The following is a 17,005-nucleotide window of genomic DNA, read 5'->3' on the forward strand; positions in this document are numbered from 1 at the left end:
TCTCGTCCCACCCCCCCCCCCACCCCCACACCCAGGAGCCCCCCGGCCCCCCCGCGGGCGCGCGCCCCCCCACCCCCCCGCCCGGGGGCCCGCGGCGCCCCCCGTTCAGGAGATTTTCCGGTGGATCAGCTGGTCTGCCGCCAGATGTCGTTGACCAGCCGCTGGATGTCCGGCGCCTCGACCGGCTGGCCGTAGGCCATCACACCGACCAGCCACCACTGACCGCCGCTCTGGAACGCCCGCGTCATCGTGATCGTGTACGGCGCCTTCGTCGACACCGACAGCCAGGTCCGCGAGTCCTTCGCGGTCGCCGGCGCGGTCGTCTTGTAGGTCTTCGTCCACTCCTGGTCGAACGTCAGCCGGTCGGCGAGGCACTGCGCCAGGCTGACGCACGGGTGCAGCGCGATCTGCGCGCGGAACGCGTTCTTCAGACCGTTCGGGTCGTAGTCGTTCTTGGTCACGATGCGCCGCAGGATCAGCTGCGACGACTCACCCAGGAAGTCCACCTGCGGCGGACGCGGCCAGCCGATCGCGAACGGCAGCTCCGCGTTCGACACCACCTGGAGGTCGGTGCCGGCCGCATACGTCGCGCCGAAGATCCCTGGGGATCCGTCCGGCCGCTTGTACGGCGCCGTCGTCACGCGGTTGACCGGCGGCAGCAGCACGGTCTTCGGGATCGCCTCCGGACTGACCGCCGCTGCCGGGCCGGCCGCGGCCGGCTCGTCCTTCACCGCGCTGCCGATCGCGGTGCCGATCGAGTACGTGATGCTGAAGATGATCAGCACGACGATCGCGACAACGCCGTAGACCCATGCGCCGATCTTGCGGCGGTACTGCCGGGCCACGTCGATCTTCGACTGCGGTTGTCCTTGTTGTTGCCCTTGTGCTTGCGTCGCCGCGGGCTGCGCCGGGTGGTCGACGTACGACGGCATCGCCATCCGGCTCCGCTCGTGGTCGACCTCGGGGAGCGTCGGCGGCACCGCGCCGTACTGGCTGAGTTGCGCGCGGACCGCCTGCAGCGACTCGTCGTCGTTGCCGAGGATCCCGTCGAGCGGATCGATCAGCCGCTCCGCGCCGGTCTGGCCGGGGACCAGCTGCGTGATCGCGTACGGGCGGCCGGAGTTGAAGTTGGCCGCCCACAGCGGCGTCTCCTGCTGCCCCGGCACGAGCGCCGCGTCGCGGCTCGCGCGGGTCAGCCGGTCCACGACCGTCGGGTCCTGGGCGCCGTCCTCGCTCAGCACGAGCGCGACGATCTCCATCCCGGTGAACGTGCGGCCGTGCCACAACTCAGCCAACGGGTGCTGAAGCAGTCGCTGGTCCAGCTGGTAGCCGGGGATCTCCGGCGTACTGTTACTCACTTGCTCTCCCAGATCGCGCGATCCGCCAGCGCCAGCGCGGCCTGCTGCGCCACATCCGCCTGCACCGGGTTGGCCGTGTAGTCCACCAGTACGACGATGTCCGCGCGCTGCACCAGCACTCGCACGTTCCACGATTCGCCGGCCAGCCCCTTCGCCCTCTGGTCGACCTTCGTCGGGTACGGGCGGCTCTCGGTCAGCGCCTTCATCGGCGACCGCGTGAACGCCTTCTTCGCCGTCTGGTCCGGCGTGAACGGCGCATTGCCCGCGCCCGCGTCCTGCCCGGCGTACGGCGTGATCGTCACCTTCACACCCGCCGACGTGTACGCCCGTACCTTGGTCCGCGAGCTGCCCGCCTGACAGGTGACCTCCGAGCTCCCGCCCTGGATCATCGTCGTCGGCCCACTCGATGCCTTCGGCAACAGCTGGGACACGTCCCCGATCCGCTGGCACAGATCCCCCGCCAGCGCCCGGGCCGGCACGACATCCTCGGGCGTCACCGGCTCGCCGACCGCGAACCCGATCCCACCCCCCGCGAGCGCGGCCACCCCGCACCCGAGCGCCGTACCCCGAACCAGTCGACTAGCCATGCCCGCGACCTTAGCCACGCGAAGGTCCTCCCTCTGCCATCCCCCTCCGACGCGTCCCCCCAACGCCCGGTTCCCACCTATCCCGCGAGCTTCTCCCGGGACCGTGCACACGCATTGGTGGCCTCGAACAAGCAATAACCTGTCCAAGGCAACCAAAGGGTGTCCACAGTCCCCACGCCGAGCCCCGGCGTACGGCGGTTGGGTCGGGCGTCGACGCCCGCGGCGAGCTCCGGCGTACGGCGGCTGGGGTCAGCTGAGGAGGGTCTGGACCGATCCGCCGGACTCGGTGAGCTTGCTGCCGAGACCCTTGAGCGCATCGCCGACGGTGGCGAGAATTCCGGACAGATCCTCCAGGTTGCCGGCCAGGCTCTCGATCTCGGTCGCGACCCCACCCACCTGGCCGCTCCCTTCATTCAGCCTCTTCGCCGCGGCGTCACCGATCCCAGGAATCTTGTCCAGCTCGCCCGCCAGCCCCGACAGCATCCCGGCCGCGTCATGCAACCGATCCTTCGCCGCGTTCATCGTCCCGGCACTCCCGGTCAGCGCCTTCCGCGCGCCACCTTCGCCGTCTTCCCCGACCAGCGCCCCAGCCGCCTTCGCCGCCTGCTCACCCGCCTCCGCAAGCCCCGACCCGATCGTCTTCAGCAACTCCGGCAACTTCCCGATCATCCCGACCGCATCGTCCGGCAACCCCCGCACCAGATTCAGCACCTTCTGAAAGTCGTCCGAGTTCTCCATCACGAACCCGACGGCCTTCTTCACATCCCCCAGATCCCGCCCACCCAACATCTCCTCAAGTCCCATCCGCGGATCGTAGGGCTCCGCCCCACCCCACCCCGGTACGCCGCACCGCCAGTAACCACCCCACCCCAACCAGTCGCCCCGCCCCCACCCACCACCGCCAACCCCCTCGCCCCCACCCCGCCTTTCGCGCCCCCGAACCAGCCCTCCACATCCCCGAAAACCCTCGCCCCGGAACCCCCGCCGTACCCTCCGCCAACCCCCTCAACGAGCCGATTGGCATACACGGCCCCCCGCCATGTATCGTTACTCGACGTTGTCCAGCGCTCGTAGCTCAACGGATAGAGCATCTGACTACGGATCAGAAGGTTGGGGGTTCGAATCCCTCCGAGCGCGCAAACCAAAAGCCCAGGCAGAGCATCTCTGACCTGGGCTTTTGCCTTCCCGGAGCCACCAGCGACTGTCGTGCTCGCCGCCCTCCCGACCCCCCCACGATTGACCCCCAACGCCACCCCGCCGACTCCTCGAACAGGAACCCGAGCTCGTCCACGGCCTGGCATTGCAGCTCCCCGGCCACGTCGACGTAGATGACCTTCGTTGTACGGGGTCGGCGTGCTCGAGAATGTCCTGAATCTCCGGGGCCACTGGCGTGCGGTCTCACTGATGGAAGCCTTCTCTGCGCGGGGAGCGTAGATCCAAGCTCAACCCGCAATCGGTGCATGCGGCACCGCCGCAGGTCACCGGGCGTCGCACATCACCTGCCGGAGGACACCCGAGAGCCGTGCCCCTCTGCAGGATTGACCTCTATGGATCAAGGGCGCGCCTTCGGCGCGGACGGGCGAGCCCGTGCGGCCTGCCGGCCGAACCTCGCCCGCCCGCGCGTCGTTGGTTGCTGAACGGTTGGGTTCATGAGGTCACGGGCGAACTCAACCGGTCATGCCTCCGCCGCGTCGGGTCTTAGCCGACGAACGCGATTGCGTTGCCGTCTGGGTCTCGCACGATGAAGTCCGTGCCGCCCCACGCTTGTTTGGTCAGCTTTTGCACGATCTCGGCGTCAGCGGCCAGATATTCCGTGTACAGCTCACGCACGTTCGGCGTATCGACGAACGCCATGATGAGTTCTTCTCGTTCCGCGGCACCGGCCGCGAACACCGGCTCGTGTACGAGCTTCAGGTGCAAGGTCGCGCCGTCGCGCGACACCGATCCGTAGAACGGCGGGTTGCCGTGCAAGAAGTCGATCCGGAAGCCGAGCTGGTCCCGATAGAACGTGGCCGAGGCGTCGACGTCGGCGACGTACAGCACCGGTTTGGCGCTCGCGACTGCCGTGTCCTGAGTCTCCGGCTGCTCGCTGGTGGGCGCGGCCGCTTCCGTGCTCGCCTTGAGTTCGGCCCAGTTGGCGCAGCCCGCTTCGAGGGCGATGACCTCTTGGGCTTCGGTGAGTGGAAACTTCAGCGCGAGTGCTTCGCGGTCGGACAACGTGCGATAGCGCTCGAGCTGTCGGATGCGGCCGCCGATCGAGAAGTTTCCTTCGCGGTGCCAGCGAACCAGCAGTTTCGCCTGTTTCTTGTAGGTTTCGAGCTTAGGCATGGCGCTCCCTCTTCGGTCTTGAAGTAGGTGGGCCTTGCCCTTTCGGCTTGTATGCCGTTGCGCCCTACGACCGGGGTTGAACCCGCGCCTGCGAGATTGAGATTACCACAGCGAATTGTTGGCCGGCGGCGCAACTGACGCGCTCGGCCGTGACTCCAGTCTGACTCGAACGGGCTCCTAACGAGCAGGGTGAGCTTCGGCGGGTAGAAACCCGTTGTCACCTTCAGCGTCGTACACAAAACTGCACGGGGAGGTGGTCACATGGCCGCAGTCGTACTTGATCTGACCGTCAGAGATCTCGCTCATGCCGATTTGGCCGCGTGCGGTTTTGCCGGCAGCAAACTGCACCTGACGCAGGTTGCCAAGGAACTCGACCGAGCGCGTTCTGGGGACGTTGACTACCTTGCAGTCTGCACAAAGACCGACGTACCCGTAGCTATCGGCGGGGTCGACTATTTGCCGCATCCGGGTGCAGGTTCGCTGTGGCAATTGTCCGTGCATCCGGCGTTGCAGTCCTGTGGGATCGGGACGGTGCTCATTGGAGCCGCTGAGAAGCGGATCTTGGCCCGAGGCCTTGATCGTGCCGAGATCGGTGTCGAGCTGAATAACCCCAGAGCCCGTGCCCTGTACGAGCGGCTGGGCTATGTCGCATACGACGAGGTGCTCGAAGCTTGGGACCAGCAAAACCCCGACGGCTCAATCACGCGGTACGAGACGATGTGCGCTCAGATGCGCAAGGTGCTGAGTTAGAGCTGCGGATCAGAAGTTGTGCGTTGGCACAGGCGGCGCCGCACGTATCTATCGCGCTTCCAGGTCGAAGAACAGGAAGCAGATGAATGAGCGGCCCGCGTTGGGGAGTAGTTCCGCGGGAGTGTTGGCTGCGGGCGGCGGCTCGGTGACCGTCTTGATGCCGAACCCCGCGGCGATGAATGTGTTGATGACGTCCTGCAGGGGGCGATGCCAGTAGGTCATCCACACGGTTCCTTCGCCGAAGTCGTAGTCCTCGGAGTACTGCGTCAGGGCGAAGTAGTCGGCCTCCGGGTACACCACCGCGTAGACCGTCGGATGGATGATCGAAACGATGAGCCGGCCGCCTGGCTTGAGCACACGTCGCAGTTCGGCCAGTGCCGAGGCCCAGTCCTCGATGTAGTGCAAGGACAGCGATGCGACGACGCGGTCGAACGCGTCGTCGGGATAGGGCAGGGGCGCACCAAGGTCGGCGACTTTCAGGTCCGCCTCCTGACCCAGCCTTTCGCGGGCGAGTTCGACCATGGCGGGGCTCAGGTCGAAGCCGGACACGATCGCGCCCTTGCCGCGCAGAGCGTCCATCAAGGGATCCGAACCACAGCCGGCGTCGAGAATCGCCTCGCCCGCGACGTCGCCCGCGAGACGAATCATCTCCGGACGCGCGTAGTACGCGTTGAAGAGGTTGTTCTCGTTGCTGGCCGAGTACGCCGCCGCGAAGCCGTCGTAGTCAGCGACAGGAGCACCGGACTTGCTCACCGAATCGGGCATGCCAGGTTTCTACCCCGAGGGCGCATGCACGCGCCAACCTGCCGGCTTCAAAACCGTGTGCGAGCGGGCCGAGTGCCCCATACCCTCCGGACATGGACCTTCGGGAAGAACTGCCGGCTGACAGGCAGGCCGTGCGGAACGTGCACATGCGGGCGTTCGGCGATCATGGCCTTGTCGTAGCCGACCTGGTCGACACCTTGCGGAACACCCTGGCCTCCGATGACGGTCTCTCGCTGGTCGCCGAGCAGGACGGACAGCTCGTCGGCCATGTCATGTTCACGCGCAGTCTCCTGGATGCCCCTCGACAACTGGTGGACGTGCAAGTCCTCAGTCCGTTGGCTGTACTGCCGGACCTCCACAAACGCGGCATCGGCTCCGCCCTTGTCCGGCACGGTCTCGAGATCCTTGCCGAGCGGGACGTACCCCTCGTCTTCCTGGAGGGCGACCCGGGCTACTACTCGCGCCTCGGCTTCGTGCCCGGTGGTGATCTGGGCTTCCGCAAGCCATCCCTGCGAATCCCGGACGCTGCCTTCCAGGCCGTAAAACTCCCGGCGTACGAGTCATGGATGACCGGGACGCTTGTCTACGCCGAAGCGTTCTGGCGGCACGACGCCGTCGGCCTCCGCGACCCCAACGCTCAGTGAAGCCGTCGCAGGCATGGGACGCAGATTCCAGCGAGTAGACCACGCAGTGCATGAGCTGCGCCGATGCCCGAGTACGCCGTATGTCGGCGTTGACGTACGCGAGCTTCGTCGTACGGGTGTCTGTGGGTGTCGCTAGCATCGGGGGATGGCTGCGACGGCGTCTGGGGTGTTCCGGCGAACTGCGATCGAGCGGGCCGATCAACGGGTTTCGTGGGAGCGGACGGATCAGGCGTTCTTCTCGAGCGGGGCGTGCCACGTGCTGGCCTGGACGTGCAGGGATTTCTATCCCGAGCAGGAGCTTGCCCTGGCGGCGTTGTACTTGGGTGACTTCGAACATCCGCTGCACGTGTACGCGAGGTGGGGCACGTGGGCGTTCGATGCGTCGGGTTGGAACCCCGAGGCCGAACTCCTGCAGGTCAACAGCGACTTCGAGGGGTTCCCCGTCCGTGAGGTGGAGACGATCAGCAGCGACCTCCGGGAGTTCTGCGAAAGGCACGTGCATCGCCAACCGCACCAGTACTGGGCAGACCCGACAGAACGCGCCCGCGTCTACGTGTCCCAGTACACCCCGCCCTGGCTCTAAGCCTGCGTACGCCGTACCTCGGGCGCTGTCGCAAGGGAGGGTCAGCCCACCTTGTAGTGCAGGCGTACGGGGCCGTTGGGGTCGGTGTTGACGGAGAGGAGTTGCAGCGGGGTTGGAGACTCGCCGACGGAGAGCGGTGGGCCGTCCATGACTGAGGGTGTGCCGAGTCCGCCGATTAGAGCGGGCGCCAGGGTTAGGTGGAGTTCGTCGATCAGGCCGGCCCGGAGTAGTGCGCCGTTCAGTCCGCCGCCTGCTGTGGACAGTACGCAGGTGATGCCGAGCTCGGTGCCCATCGCGGAGATCGCTTGGGTCAGGTCGACGCGGTCCTCGCCGACGACGAGGTAGCAGATGCGTTCTCGGCGGAGATAGCTGAGGTAGTCGGCTGGGGTTGATCGCGCCACCAGGACCAGGGCGTCCCAGTTCTCGTGTTTCTCGGTCCAGCGCACCCTTCCGCGGCTGTCGACGACCGTGAACCACATGTGCGGCGGGGATGGCTGTGCGGTGATGTCCGGCGGGAGGAAGTGCTGGTAGAGCTCGGCGATGTCACCGTCGTACGCCGGCAGCTCTTCCGGGATCGTGTCCTCGGTGACCAGGCTGCCGCTGCCCTCCAGGATCGCGTTGCAGCCGTACTGCTGCCGGAGCACCTCGAGGACGTCGAACGACGCCGGATCGGCGGCAGGCGGCGTCATCGCGGCCCACAAATCCGAACTCGGCTGGTGCATCAAGAGCGCGTCCCGGGCAAGCGCGACCTTCCCGTCGACACTGGCTCCCACACTGACCACCACACGCGGTCGCTTCGACATCGAAGCCTCCTTCGGCTGGCTGCACGACGGGTACCAGATCTACCAGCACCCACCGACAACGCCCGCGGGCCAACTCGACGCAGAGCACATGACGACCTCAGGCGACCCGAGCTGGTCAGGTTTCAGGTGTCGCGCGGTCTCGGCGGGCGATGTGCTCGGCGAACCATCGCGCGGTAGCCGCCGCAGCAGGTCCGGGCGCCACGTCATCCAGCCTGAGGCCGTCCGGCGGGGAGGTGTCGATCAGGGCGTCATCCGCGCGCACACCATCGTCCCAGTTGAGGCACGCGGGGCTCCATCCGCCACGGAGATTCGTGCCGTCGTAGTCGACGCGCAGAGTGTCGGTGACGGCGTTCCCGATGACGAAGTCGTGGGATACGAGCATCCATGGTGTCCCGTCCGAATCCTCGTGGTACCACTCGTCGAGGCCGGGCACACGCGCGGAGAGTCCTTCGAAGAACGCTCGCTCGACATCTGTTGGATCGCTATCGCGCACGCCACGAGTTTGGCATCAAGATCAAGCGCCTCGGTTCTGGTAGCCGCAGAGCCTCCTGAAGGTTTTCGGCCGGTCCGTCCACACAAACAAACCTGAGGACGGTGGCGATCCGTCTCGCCATACTGGGCGGCCATGGATGAGGTCAGCGTTGTGGTGGCGCATGCTGAGCGGGCGACGTTGCGGGTCGGGGATGTGTTTCTGAAGGTTGATGCTGATCAGGCGCGGATTGATCGTGAGGCTGAGGTGATTGGCCTGGTGCCGGTGCCGGCCCCGGAAGTCCTGTGGCGTGAGGCGTGTGTGCTCGCGATTTCCGCCGTACCGGGGACTGTGCTCGGGCGGTTGGGTACGCCGTCGACCGCATCGCCGACGGCGTGGGCCGCGGCCGGTGCTGCGATCCGAACGTTGCACGACGCGCCGGTGCCGCCCTGGCCCGGTCGCGATGGTCAGGCCCTGGAGGAGTTGACGGCGGAGCTCGATGACGAGTGCGAGCGACTCGTCGCGTACGGCGTCTTGCCCGCCGACCTGGTCGCTCGCAACCGCGAGGTCGCCGAGGCCGCGCTTCGGCCGTGGACTCCGGTGTTCACGCATGGGGACCTGCACATCGCCCACGTATTCGTCGACGGGGACGAGCTCACCGGCATCATCGACTGGTCCGAGGCGGGCCAGGGCGATGCCCTGCGCGATCTCGCCACGCTGACGCTCGGACACCCGGACCGCCTCGGTGACCTCGTCGCCGGCTACGGCGCCGACATCGACCTCGACGTCATCCAAGCGTGGTGGTCGCTGCGAACCCTGCTAGGCGTCCGCTGGCTGATCGACCACGGCTACGACCCGTTCACACCAGGCGGCGAGGTCGACGTACTCAGAGCCCGGATGTAGGACCTGGGTTTCAGGCCTCTCGACGGCCGCCGTTTTTGGACAGGGCCGCGCGCCAGGGATGACTCGGGGCGGTGAGAGCGAGGGACTCGTCAAGCCATCGTCGCGCCTCGGAATCCAGTAACGGGAGGACGGCGGCGAAGTCGATCTCGTCTTTCGGCAGCTTGCGCTTCGACTTGTAGAACAACTGCACCTCCGGCGCCAGAACCGGTATCCCTCGATCGGTGCGAATGCCCAGCGACGCGACCGGTCGATGGATCCGAGCATCGCGGCGAGACGTCCACTCGCCACCATCGGCCTCGTCCAGCATCACCTGGATTCGCCAAGGACCGTCAGGGTGCTCCCGACACCAGATGTCCTGGATCCCGAACGGCAGCCACTCTCCCGCCGGCCACGGCCGAAGGGTGCCTGGAGGGTCGGCCGCCTGGATATCCCAACCGTCCAGGACCTCGTGCACGATCTGCTGGTCGCGCCGCAGGAGCAGGACATCGATATCGCCGTGGGGCCGAAGTGGGCGCCCCGCGAGCAGTTCGATCGCATATCCGCCGGCGATCCACCATGGCGTCGTCAGCCGGCCGAACAGCCCCGTGACCGACTCCGGGGAGAGCGGGTCCCAAGCCCCAAGATCGCTACTCATCCTGCGAGCATGCCCGAGAACGGTCCATCCCGCCTGGTAATTGGTGGCCCCACCGAGTGCGCACATCGGTCGTTTCCCGTGGCGTCAGCTTGCGAGGGTGGAGATCTTGGATAGGTAGGTGTGGGGGATTTCGGCGCGGGAGTGGAGTTCGATGGGGTCGGCGTGGGGGATTAGGCGGCGCCACGAGATGAGTTGGTGTACGCCGACGAGCGCCCCGGCTGCGTCGAGGTCTTTGCGGAGGATTTGGGGGTCGGCGTCGAGGTGATCGCGCCAGACTGTCAGATAGATGTCGATTAGTTCGTTGTGGTCCGCGCGGGACAGGGGTGCTCTGGTCCATTCGACGACCGATTCGAGGAAACCGTGCAGTGAGACGAACGGGTGGCCCCAGAGCGCGTTGCCGAAGTCGAAGAATCGCGGGCGGAGTACGCCGGGTCGAGCGGTCGGCGAAGATGTTCGCGGGATACACGTCGTTGAGTTCCAGGTCGAGTGGAACGGTGTCGCTGAGGGACGCCGTACGTCGATCCAGTACTGCGGCGGCGGTCTCGGCTCGCTTCAGTAGTTCTGGCTCGGGGCGCAGCGGATGGCCGGGGTGCAGCGACGCCCAGTCCTGGACCACGTCGCGCACTCGATCGCCGGCAATGGTCGGCGGCAGGTCGATGATCCCTGGGTGCTCGGTCGGGTTGAGGCGGCCGAGGAGCGTGCATTGAAGGCGGGCGAGCGCTCGTACGACGATGCGACGCGTCGGCTGATCGCGTACGTCGGGATGCGTGAGCGTCGTTCCCTGATCGTCGGTGAGCAGCCAACTGCGCTCGCGATCTACCGCGATCGGCCCGATCACGTCCGCCGGGGCGAGTTGCGCCAGTACGGCGACCAATCCAGCCTCGAAGCGGTGGCCCGGATTGTTCTCCTTGAACCACACGAGTCCCTCGCCGGACGGATAGCAGCGGTTCACCGACCAGAAGCGGGCGCGGTACGTCACCGGTACGCCGCTGATCCGGCGGCCGCGCTCGGCGAGGCGAGCGCCAACCCACGCGTCCGCGGTCCGCGTCCACTCGGGTGATGTCCAGCGGCGGACCCATTGGCCCGCGGCGTCCGGTCCGAGCGGCCTCGCCGGCGGCGCGTAGTGCGGCATCCACGAGACGCTAGCCCTTCGCTCCGACAACTACGCGACGGCTTGCGAAACACGGCGTACGCGAGGGTCGTGGGGTGAGCGCAGAGCACCGCGGGGGGCAGAGGCTCGGCAGAGCGGTGTCAGCGAGTTATGTGCTCGCGCCGTCGAGGTACGCCAAGGCTTCCGTGACGCACTGTTCCAGTGGGCGGGTCGTGTCGAGGCGGAGGTACGTGTCGGGGCGCTTCACCTTCGCGATCCACTCGGTGAACAGCTCCGTACCGCGCTCCGGCTCAGTCCCCAGGTCGATCGGTGGAAGGTCGACGGCCGGCCGTTGACTGCGCAGTGCGGGTCGCGACCGCAAGCGGGTGTCGAGCAGGCCGATGTCCTCGGTGAAGCACTCGATGTAGCGGTACTCGACGCCGTGTTTGGCAGCGATCGCCTGCCCAGCCGCCAGCAACTCGTCGTAATAACACGGGCTGTCGATGATCACGCCGATTCCCTGCGCCAGTACGTCGTCGGCCATAGCCTTCACCACGTTGTAGCTGGAAACGCGGGCGAAGGCGAAGCTGTCGTCCTGCTCCAGATTGGCTCCGCCGTCAGTGTCCATCATCGCGGTCAGAATCACGTCCCGGTCGACCGCGACGAACCGCCGACGGCGCACCAACTCACGAGCAATCGTCGCCTTCCCGGCACCCGGCGGACCCGACATCTGAACCACCGCGACATCACTCATACGACTCCCATCCAATCGACACACCAAAACCCGTAGCCGAGAACCTAGCGCGAGCAGGTTCAAGGTTGAAGGTAGGTACTAGCTCCGTTCGTGCGACGTGCCGCGGTCCCGACGACGTACGGCCGCCGCCTCGGTGTCCGCGCCTGGCGTCGTCGGCGTCGATCTGGATTGATGATTCGCCAGCATTTGTTCAGCCCTGGTTGCCAGGAGATGCACTTCGCGATTGGTGTCGTTGCCGTCGAGGATGAACTCGAGTGATTCCTCGTCGGTGTAGTACCGGTAGATCAGCTGTTCGAGGTCGTCCGAGGATGCGTTCTCCAGGTGCAGGCGTTTGGTGAGCGTGATGATGTCGCCCGCATCCTTGCGCCGTTGGGCGATCAGCTTGGTCGCCAACAGGAATTCGTCACTGGCGTAAGTGATGTGCAGACCGGGTACGTCGCTGTGACGCAACGCTCGGTCACGCGGTCACCAGGTCTCGGGCTGGGATGAAGATGTTGGCCTGTGCGAGGTACTCCGGAGTTTGCGCGATGATCTCGTCGCGGTTCAGGAATGGGTGTTCGGGGATCCATGGTTCCGCGAGGGGCTCGACCTTGGTCCATTCGGGTGGGTCTTCGCCTGCTGCCTCGAATTCGTGCGCGGTCAGGACGGCCAATAGGGTGTCGAAGCCGGCCTGACCGGTCGTGCCCGGCGCGGCCTCCCACGCGGCTTCGGAGCCATCGTGACGGCGGAGCAGCAGGCACAGGTGGTCGCGGCCCTGAAGCACCATGCGCCACGCCCAGTCCTCGTCATTCGCGTCGCGAATAGCTGTCGCCGTTGCCGGCGCCGTCATGATCCGATGCTCGCGCGCGCCCTGAAGGGCATGGGCAATCCGTCCGGCCCGCAGCAAGAACTGCGCCGTCGGCTTGGTCCTGCCGGAACGGTAGGTGGAGAAGCGGGAAGCAGATGTCCCGAGCGCAGTGGCGAACGCGGCCTGCGACAGTCCGCTGTCGGCGAGCGCGTGGTTGAGCCTGTCGCTGACCGCCTGACTGTCCTTGTCCATCTCAACACTCCTCGACCCGTTATCTAATCAGATAATAATCCGAGCTGACCGCCGAGCGGAATAACCGGTTGTCGGGCGTTACGCCGTCGTTGAGACTCACGGCGTATGGATGATGGTGAGCTTGGGGATTTGTTGCGGAATGGGCGGTATCCGCGGTCTGCGGCGTACTCGGGGCGGTGGATGGTTGATGGGGGGATGGGGCCGAACCCGGTCTGGGAGGCTGAGGCCTTGGCGGGGCTGATGACGCTGGAGCCGGGGATGCGGGTGCTCGACCTGGGGTGCGGGACGGCTCTGAGCTCGATCTTTCTGGCCAAGGAGTACGGCGTTGAGGTGTGGGCGACCGACTTGTGGGTCAAGCCCGACGAGAACCTGCGTCGCGCGGCCGACGCGCAGGTGGCGGACCGGGTGCACCCGATCTACGCGGAGGCCCACGCGCTGCCGTTCGCCGAGGAGTTCTTCGACGCGCTCGTCAGCATCGGCGCGTACCACTACTTCGGCACCGACGACCTCTACCTCGGCTACGTCTCGCGTTTCGTGAAACCCGGCGGCCAGATCGGCATCATCCAGCCGGGGCTCGCCCAGGAGTACGAGACGCTCCCGCCGCCGAACCTCGAGCCGTACTGGAAATGGGACTTCTGCGCCTGGCACAGCCCGGCGTGGTGGCGGCAGCACTGGGAGAAGACCGGCCTGGTCACCGTCGAGGTCGCCGATCGCCTGCCTGACGGGTGGCGCGACTGGTTGCAGTGGAACGACGCCTGCGACCGCGACAACGGTACGCCGGATCAGGAGGAAGCCCAGATGCTCCGCACCGACAACGGCCGCACCCTCGGCTTCTCCCGAGTCATCGCCCGCCGCGCCGACTAACTGTCGGACGGCGGCCGATAGAGCTCTTGTACGGCGGCGTCGATGTCGGACCCGCCCTCCTCGACAGGCTCCATGTACAGCCGCGCCCAGGTGATCTTGTCATCGCGTACGCCGAGCACGGTCACGCCTCGCATCTCGAACGGGGAACCGTCCCGATGGGCGCCGTACCAGCGCATTTCCGCCCAGACCGCGCCCTCGGACGCGGCCGACGAGATGCGCTCGGCGGCGAAGTCCGGGACGCCTTCGAAGACCGAGGTCCAGTTCGCCAGCACCTGACTGCTGCCGCCGAAGCCGCGGTTGGGGTGCAGCGGCTGCTCGCTGCGATAGTCGGCGGCGAAGAATCCCGCGACCGCCGCCGCATCGTGGCGGTTCATCGCCACGATCAACCGTTCGATGATGTCGTTCATGATCGGCCCCCTCCCCACTCCATCATGTGCCCGCCGACCCGGAGTACGCCACGTGGATGTGGACGGTGGGCAGGGCATGATGTCGGGGATGGAAGCCGAAGAAGTCCTGACGGGTGGGAATGTCGCCGCGCAGGTCGTCCGGGTCGGTTCGACTGTTCGGAAGCCCGCCCTGCCTCAGACGGCCGCGGTCGAGGCAGTGCTCACTCATCTGGCCGAGAGCGATTTCAACGGCGCGCCTGGGACTCTGGGGCGAGACGACCAAGGTCGACACGTCCTCGAGTACATCCCCGGCACCCTCGCCCACACGATGCCGCCGCTCTCGCTCGACGACCTCCACCGAGTAGGGCGGCTCATCCGCGAACTCCACGACGTGATGGAGACCTTCGAACCACCAGCAGACGCCGCCTGGCAGTCACTCGTCCCCGATCCAGCCGGCGGCACCTTGATCTGCCACAACGACCTCGCACCCTGGAACCTGGTCTGCAACGACGAGCGTTGGGTCTTCATCGACTGGGACAACGCGGCGCCCTCGTCCCGCCTGTGGGATCTCGGGTACGCCGCCACCGCGTTCCTTCCGTTCGTTCCCAAAGGCACCGTCGCGACCGACGCCCCGCGTTTGCGCGCGCTCGTGGACGGCTACGGACTCGACCAGGAGCAGCGCCTCGCCCTCCCCGCACAGATCGCGGCCCGCACCTGGGGATCGTACGAACTCCTGGTTCGCGGCCACGAGACCGGCGAGCAACCGTGGGCGCGGATGTACGCCGAGGGTCATGGGGACTACTGGGGCCCAACCGCCGAGTACGTCGAGCGCCACCACGACGCCTGGATCGACGCGCTCACGAGAACATGAGGTGGTTGGAGGCGGGGTCCGCTGAGGCGGTCGGCGCGGCGCTCCGGCAGGTCGCGCCCGAACTGACCGACGAACCGATCGCGGTTCGCGGAGGTCTGGGGGAGACCGATCCGCGGTGGTGGGCGGGGAGCGCCGTGGTTGGTGGGCGCTTTGTCGTGAAGTTCGCCTGGTCGCAGCCCGCCGCGGTTCGGTTGGCGCATGAGATTGCCGTCCTCGAGGCGTTGGGGCCCGTACTGCCGTACCTGCCCGATGTAGTTGCCAGCAGCACCGATCCGCTGCTGCTGGTGACGAGGCTCGTGCCCGGGTCTGCGCTCTTCGACGTCGTGGACTCTCTCGATCTCGACGACGCCGGCCGGCAACTCGCTCACTTCCTGGGTGCGCTGCATGATCCGGCGACCCGGGAGCGTTTCGAGACCCCGGCGACTCTCCAGCCCGCCACGACCGACACCTTGCGTGCCGGTTTTCCGAAGTGGGCACGTGCGGATCAGCGGTCCGCCGTACTGCGGTGGTGTGACTGGGCGGACGACGTACTGGCGACGCCGGGCCCGGGCGTGTTGGTGCATGCGGATTTGCACGGCGGCAATCAAGTGTGGGACGGCGGACAGCTCCGCGTGGTCGTCGACTTCGAGACGGCCGGCCTGCACGAGCCGGAGTACGACCTGCGTTGCTTCCCCGGAACGGGACCGGGCGTCGAACTCGCCACGGCCACCATCCGTCACTACCAAACCACGACCGGGCGGCAACTGTCCGTCGACCGCGTGATGGCCTGGCATCTCCGTACCGCGCTGGGCGATGCCCTCTGGCGCAGCGAGGCAGGCGTGCCGCTCCCGGACCATCGAACTCCACCGGAATGGGTCGACGACCTCGCCGGCCGGTTCGCCGCCTTCGGTATCAAGTGACCCCGTTCGGACGCGAGGATGTGCGGACGAACTCGAAGCAATGACGGGGACTGCGGGTATGGCGAAGGCGCTCGGTGCGTGGCTTGTTCTCGGGGCGGTGCTGACGGCCGGTGTTGCCACGGGCATCGGAATGAACTGGCCGTTCCGGATCGACAGAGCCGGCGGTTTGACGGTGCCGTTCGTGCTACTCGGCCTGTGGTTCCTGATCTACCTGGTGCTCGGGATCGTCGTCGTCGGTGACGCGGTCCGATTGGTTCGGCGGCGCGACCTCAACGCGCTGCAGGACTCGGCGAACCTCGTGAAGCTCATCGCCGTTCCGTTCTTCGTGCTGAACTTCATCGCCCTGGCGGAAGTCGTCACGCTGGTCGGGTCGAACGATCAGGACCGGTTCGGTCTCGACGGGTTCCTGGTGGCGCTGCTGTTCGTCGTCCTCACGTACGTCGTGCTGCTGCCGACCTCGGCGTACGGCGTCGGCTGTCTCGTGGTGCTCAAGCGGGGTGACGGGATCGGGCCGATCACCTTCGGTCTCAACATGGTGCTGCACTTCCTGTACGTCGTCGACGTGCTCAGTGCGATCGTGGTGGTCGAGATCGCCCGGGACCGCCTCGGGATCGCGCGCCCACCGGGGCCGCTCTCCCGGAACCTGCTCGCCGGCGTGCTGATCGTGGGCTCGTCCCTCGCGGCGGTCTGGCTGGTGTTCACCGGGACCTTCTACTCGTTCCATCCGCTCGGAATCCCGATGCCGTACGGGATCAATCTCCTCGGCCTCACGTCGTCCGCCGAGTTCTTCCTGCTGGTGGTCGTCCCGGTGGCGCCGCTCGTGACGTTCCGGACGGCTGTTCGCTTCTATCTGGCCGAGGACGTCGATGCGCTGGCGCGGTCGGCCCGCCTCGTGAAGCTCGGCATGATCCCGCTGTTCATCCAGAACTTCGTGCTCTGCACAGCCGTCGTACTGGCACTGACCTTGATCCCGATCGCGATCTCGCGGGGGGCCGTACTGTTCTTCATGGGCCCAGGCGGCTACGCGCTGGTCGGCGCGTTCACCACCGCCGGGCTCGTCCCCGCCGTCATCGGCACGTACCTGATGCTGCTCCCGACCTCGATCTACGGTCTGACCTGCCTAGCCCTCCTGATGCGCCAACGCGCCATCACCCCCCGCTTCTGCGCCCTCCACGCCGCACTACAACTCATCTTCATCGCCGACATCATCAGCACCCTCGCAATCGCCCATCAGGTAAAACACCCGAACCGGTACGCCGTCAGTCCGGTGTGACCCAA

21 protein-coding genes and 1 tRNA gene are annotated in these 17,005 nt (G+C 66.7%); 10 read left to right on the forward strand and 12 right to left on the reverse strand.

What is annotated here, in order from left to right:
- Nucleotides 1-125 precede the first annotated feature (125 nt).
- The 3 genes from ACWGID_RS17065 to ACWGID_RS17075 form a co-directional block, all read right to left on the reverse strand.
- A complete protein-coding gene (locus tag ACWGID_RS17065; protein WP_452197493.1) occupies nt 126-1,358 on the reverse strand; it encodes a hypothetical protein in 1,233 nt (410 codons plus the stop codon).
- The gene (locus ACWGID_RS17070; RefSeq protein ID WP_452197494.1) at nt 1,355-1,945 is read right to left on the reverse strand and encodes a hypothetical protein; all 591 of its coding nucleotides are present in this window, start codon (nt 1,943-1,945) and stop codon (nt 1,355-1,357) included. The genes ACWGID_RS17065 and ACWGID_RS17070 overlap by 4 nt, the downstream gene beginning before the upstream one ends.
- 249 nt (nt 1,946-2,194) lie before the next feature.
- A complete protein-coding gene (locus ACWGID_RS17075; RefSeq protein ID WP_452197496.1) occupies nt 2,195-2,749 on the reverse strand; it encodes a hypothetical protein in 555 nt (184 codons plus the stop codon).
- A gap of 260 nt (nt 2,750-3,009) precedes the next feature.
- Between ACWGID_RS17075 and ACWGID_RS17080 the strand changes: the two genes are divergently transcribed.
- Nucleotides 3,010-3,082 (forward strand) — tRNA-Arg (locus tag ACWGID_RS17080).
- A 561-nt stretch (nt 3,083-3,643) separates the two neighbouring features.
- Here the strand turns inward: ACWGID_RS17080 and ACWGID_RS17085 are convergent.
- Nucleotides 3,644-4,273 (reverse strand): glyoxalase superfamily protein, encoded by a 630-nt coding sequence (locus ACWGID_RS17085; protein WP_452197498.1) that lies wholly within the window; start codon nt 4,271-4,273, stop codon nt 3,644-3,646.
- Between the two features lie 261 nt (nt 4,274-4,534).
- On the opposite strand from ACWGID_RS17085, the gene ACWGID_RS17090 reads away from it, so the two are divergent.
- Nucleotides 4,535-5,023, forward strand: a complete 489-nt coding sequence (locus ACWGID_RS17090; RefSeq protein WP_452197500.1) for a GNAT family N-acetyltransferase — start codon at nt 4,535-4,537, stop codon at nt 5,021-5,023.
- A 48-nt stretch (nt 5,024-5,071) separates the two neighbouring features.
- Here the strand turns inward: ACWGID_RS17090 and ACWGID_RS17095 are convergent, their stop codons facing one another.
- The gene (locus tag ACWGID_RS17095) at nt 5,072-5,788 is read right to left on the reverse strand and encodes a class I SAM-dependent methyltransferase (protein WP_452197502.1); all 717 of its coding nucleotides are present in this window, start codon (nt 5,786-5,788) and stop codon (nt 5,072-5,074) included.
- Between the two features lie 92 nt (nt 5,789-5,880).
- Here ACWGID_RS17095 and ACWGID_RS17100 point away from each other — a divergent pair, with 92 nt between their 5' ends.
- Both ACWGID_RS17100 and ACWGID_RS17105 read left to right on the forward strand, forming a co-directional pair.
- Complete coding sequence (locus tag ACWGID_RS17100; RefSeq protein WP_452197503.1) at nt 5,881-6,432, forward strand: GNAT family N-acetyltransferase; 552 nt, start codon at nt 5,881-5,883, stop codon at nt 6,430-6,432.
- Between the two features lie 145 nt (nt 6,433-6,577).
- Nucleotides 6,578-7,015 carry a hypothetical protein gene (locus ACWGID_RS17105; RefSeq protein WP_452197505.1) on the forward strand — a complete coding sequence of 146 codons (438 nt, stop codon included), beginning with the start codon at nt 6,578-6,580 and terminating at the stop codon, nt 7,013-7,015.
- 41 nt (nt 7,016-7,056) lie between these two features.
- Here the strand turns inward: ACWGID_RS17105 and ACWGID_RS17110 are convergent, their stop codons facing one another.
- Both ACWGID_RS17110 and ACWGID_RS17115 read right to left on the reverse strand, forming a co-directional pair.
- Nucleotides 7,057-7,818 (reverse strand): RibD family protein, encoded by a 762-nt coding sequence (locus ACWGID_RS17110; protein ID WP_452197507.1) that lies wholly within the window; start codon nt 7,816-7,818, stop codon nt 7,057-7,059.
- 115 nt (nt 7,819-7,933) lie between these two features.
- Complete coding sequence (locus ACWGID_RS17115; protein ID WP_452197509.1) at nt 7,934-8,311, reverse strand: hypothetical protein; 378 nt, start codon at nt 8,309-8,311, stop codon at nt 7,934-7,936.
- A 132-nt stretch (nt 8,312-8,443) separates the two neighbouring features.
- On the opposite strand from ACWGID_RS17115, the gene ACWGID_RS17120 reads away from it, so the two are divergent.
- Nucleotides 8,444-9,190: a phosphotransferase family protein gene (locus ACWGID_RS17120; protein WP_452197511.1), complete on the forward strand. Its 747-nt coding sequence runs from the start codon at nt 8,444-8,446 to the stop codon at nt 9,188-9,190.
- Nucleotides 9,191-9,200: 10 nt separating this feature from the next.
- Here ACWGID_RS17120 and ACWGID_RS17125 read toward each other — a convergent pair whose 3' ends face one another.
- Nucleotides 9,201-9,824 carry a nucleotidyltransferase domain-containing protein gene (locus ACWGID_RS17125; protein WP_452197513.1) on the reverse strand — a complete coding sequence of 208 codons (624 nt, stop codon included), beginning with the start codon at nt 9,822-9,824 and terminating at the stop codon, nt 9,201-9,203.
- A gap of 589 nt (nt 9,825-10,413) precedes the next feature.
- On the opposite strand from ACWGID_RS17125, the gene ACWGID_RS17130 reads away from it, so the two are divergent.
- Nucleotides 10,414-10,884: a hypothetical protein gene (locus ACWGID_RS17130; RefSeq protein WP_452197514.1), complete on the forward strand. Its 471-nt coding sequence runs from the start codon at nt 10,414-10,416 to the stop codon at nt 10,882-10,884.
- 199 nt (nt 10,885-11,083) lie between these two features.
- Here the strand turns inward: ACWGID_RS17130 and ACWGID_RS17135 are convergent, their stop codons facing one another.
- The 3 genes from ACWGID_RS17135 to ACWGID_RS17145 form a co-directional block, all read right to left on the reverse strand.
- Nucleotides 11,084-11,668, reverse strand: a complete 585-nt coding sequence (locus tag ACWGID_RS17135) for an AAA family ATPase (RefSeq protein WP_452197516.1) — start codon at nt 11,666-11,668, stop codon at nt 11,084-11,086.
- Between the two features lie 78 nt (nt 11,669-11,746).
- A complete protein-coding gene (locus ACWGID_RS17140) occupies nt 11,747-12,118 on the reverse strand; it encodes a hypothetical protein (protein ID WP_452197518.1) in 372 nt (123 codons plus the stop codon).
- Nucleotides 12,119-12,125: 7 nt separating this feature from the next.
- Nucleotides 12,126-12,707 carry a helix-turn-helix domain-containing protein gene (locus ACWGID_RS17145; RefSeq protein WP_452197520.1) on the reverse strand — a complete coding sequence of 194 codons (582 nt, stop codon included), beginning with the start codon at nt 12,705-12,707 and terminating at the stop codon, nt 12,126-12,128.
- 195 nt (nt 12,708-12,902) lie between these two features.
- Here ACWGID_RS17145 and ACWGID_RS17150 point away from each other — a divergent pair, with 195 nt between their 5' ends.
- The gene (locus ACWGID_RS17150; protein WP_452197522.1) at nt 12,903-13,571 is read left to right on the forward strand and encodes an SAM-dependent methyltransferase; all 669 of its coding nucleotides are present in this window, start codon (nt 12,903-12,905) and stop codon (nt 13,569-13,571) included.
- Here ACWGID_RS17150 and ACWGID_RS17155 read toward each other — a convergent pair.
- Complete coding sequence (locus ACWGID_RS17155) at nt 13,568-13,978, reverse strand: nuclear transport factor 2 family protein (protein WP_452197524.1); 411 nt, start codon at nt 13,976-13,978, stop codon at nt 13,568-13,570. The genes ACWGID_RS17150 and ACWGID_RS17155 overlap by 4 nt on opposite strands.
- Nucleotides 13,979-14,066: 88 nt before the next feature.
- Here ACWGID_RS17155 and ACWGID_RS17160 point away from each other — a divergent pair, with 88 nt between their 5' ends.
- The 3 genes from ACWGID_RS17160 to ACWGID_RS17170 are packed head-to-tail and all read left to right on the forward strand — an operon-like array spanning nt 14,067 to nt 17,000.
- Nucleotides 14,067-14,828 (forward strand): phosphotransferase enzyme family protein, encoded by a 762-nt coding sequence (locus tag ACWGID_RS17160; RefSeq protein WP_452197526.1) that lies wholly within the window; start codon nt 14,067-14,069, stop codon nt 14,826-14,828.
- Nucleotides 14,825-15,727 (forward strand): phosphotransferase family protein, encoded by a 903-nt coding sequence (locus ACWGID_RS17165; protein ID WP_452197528.1) that lies wholly within the window; start codon nt 14,825-14,827, stop codon nt 15,725-15,727. Before ACWGID_RS17160 ends, ACWGID_RS17165 begins: the two co-directional genes overlap by 4 nt.
- A 40-nt stretch (nt 15,728-15,767) precedes the next feature.
- A complete protein-coding gene (locus tag ACWGID_RS17170; RefSeq protein WP_452197530.1) occupies nt 15,768-17,000 on the forward strand; it encodes a hypothetical protein in 1,233 nt (410 codons plus the stop codon).
- Nucleotides 17,001-17,005 lie beyond the last annotated feature (5 nt).

It is taken from the genome of Kribbella sp. NPDC054772, assembly GCF_053611945.1.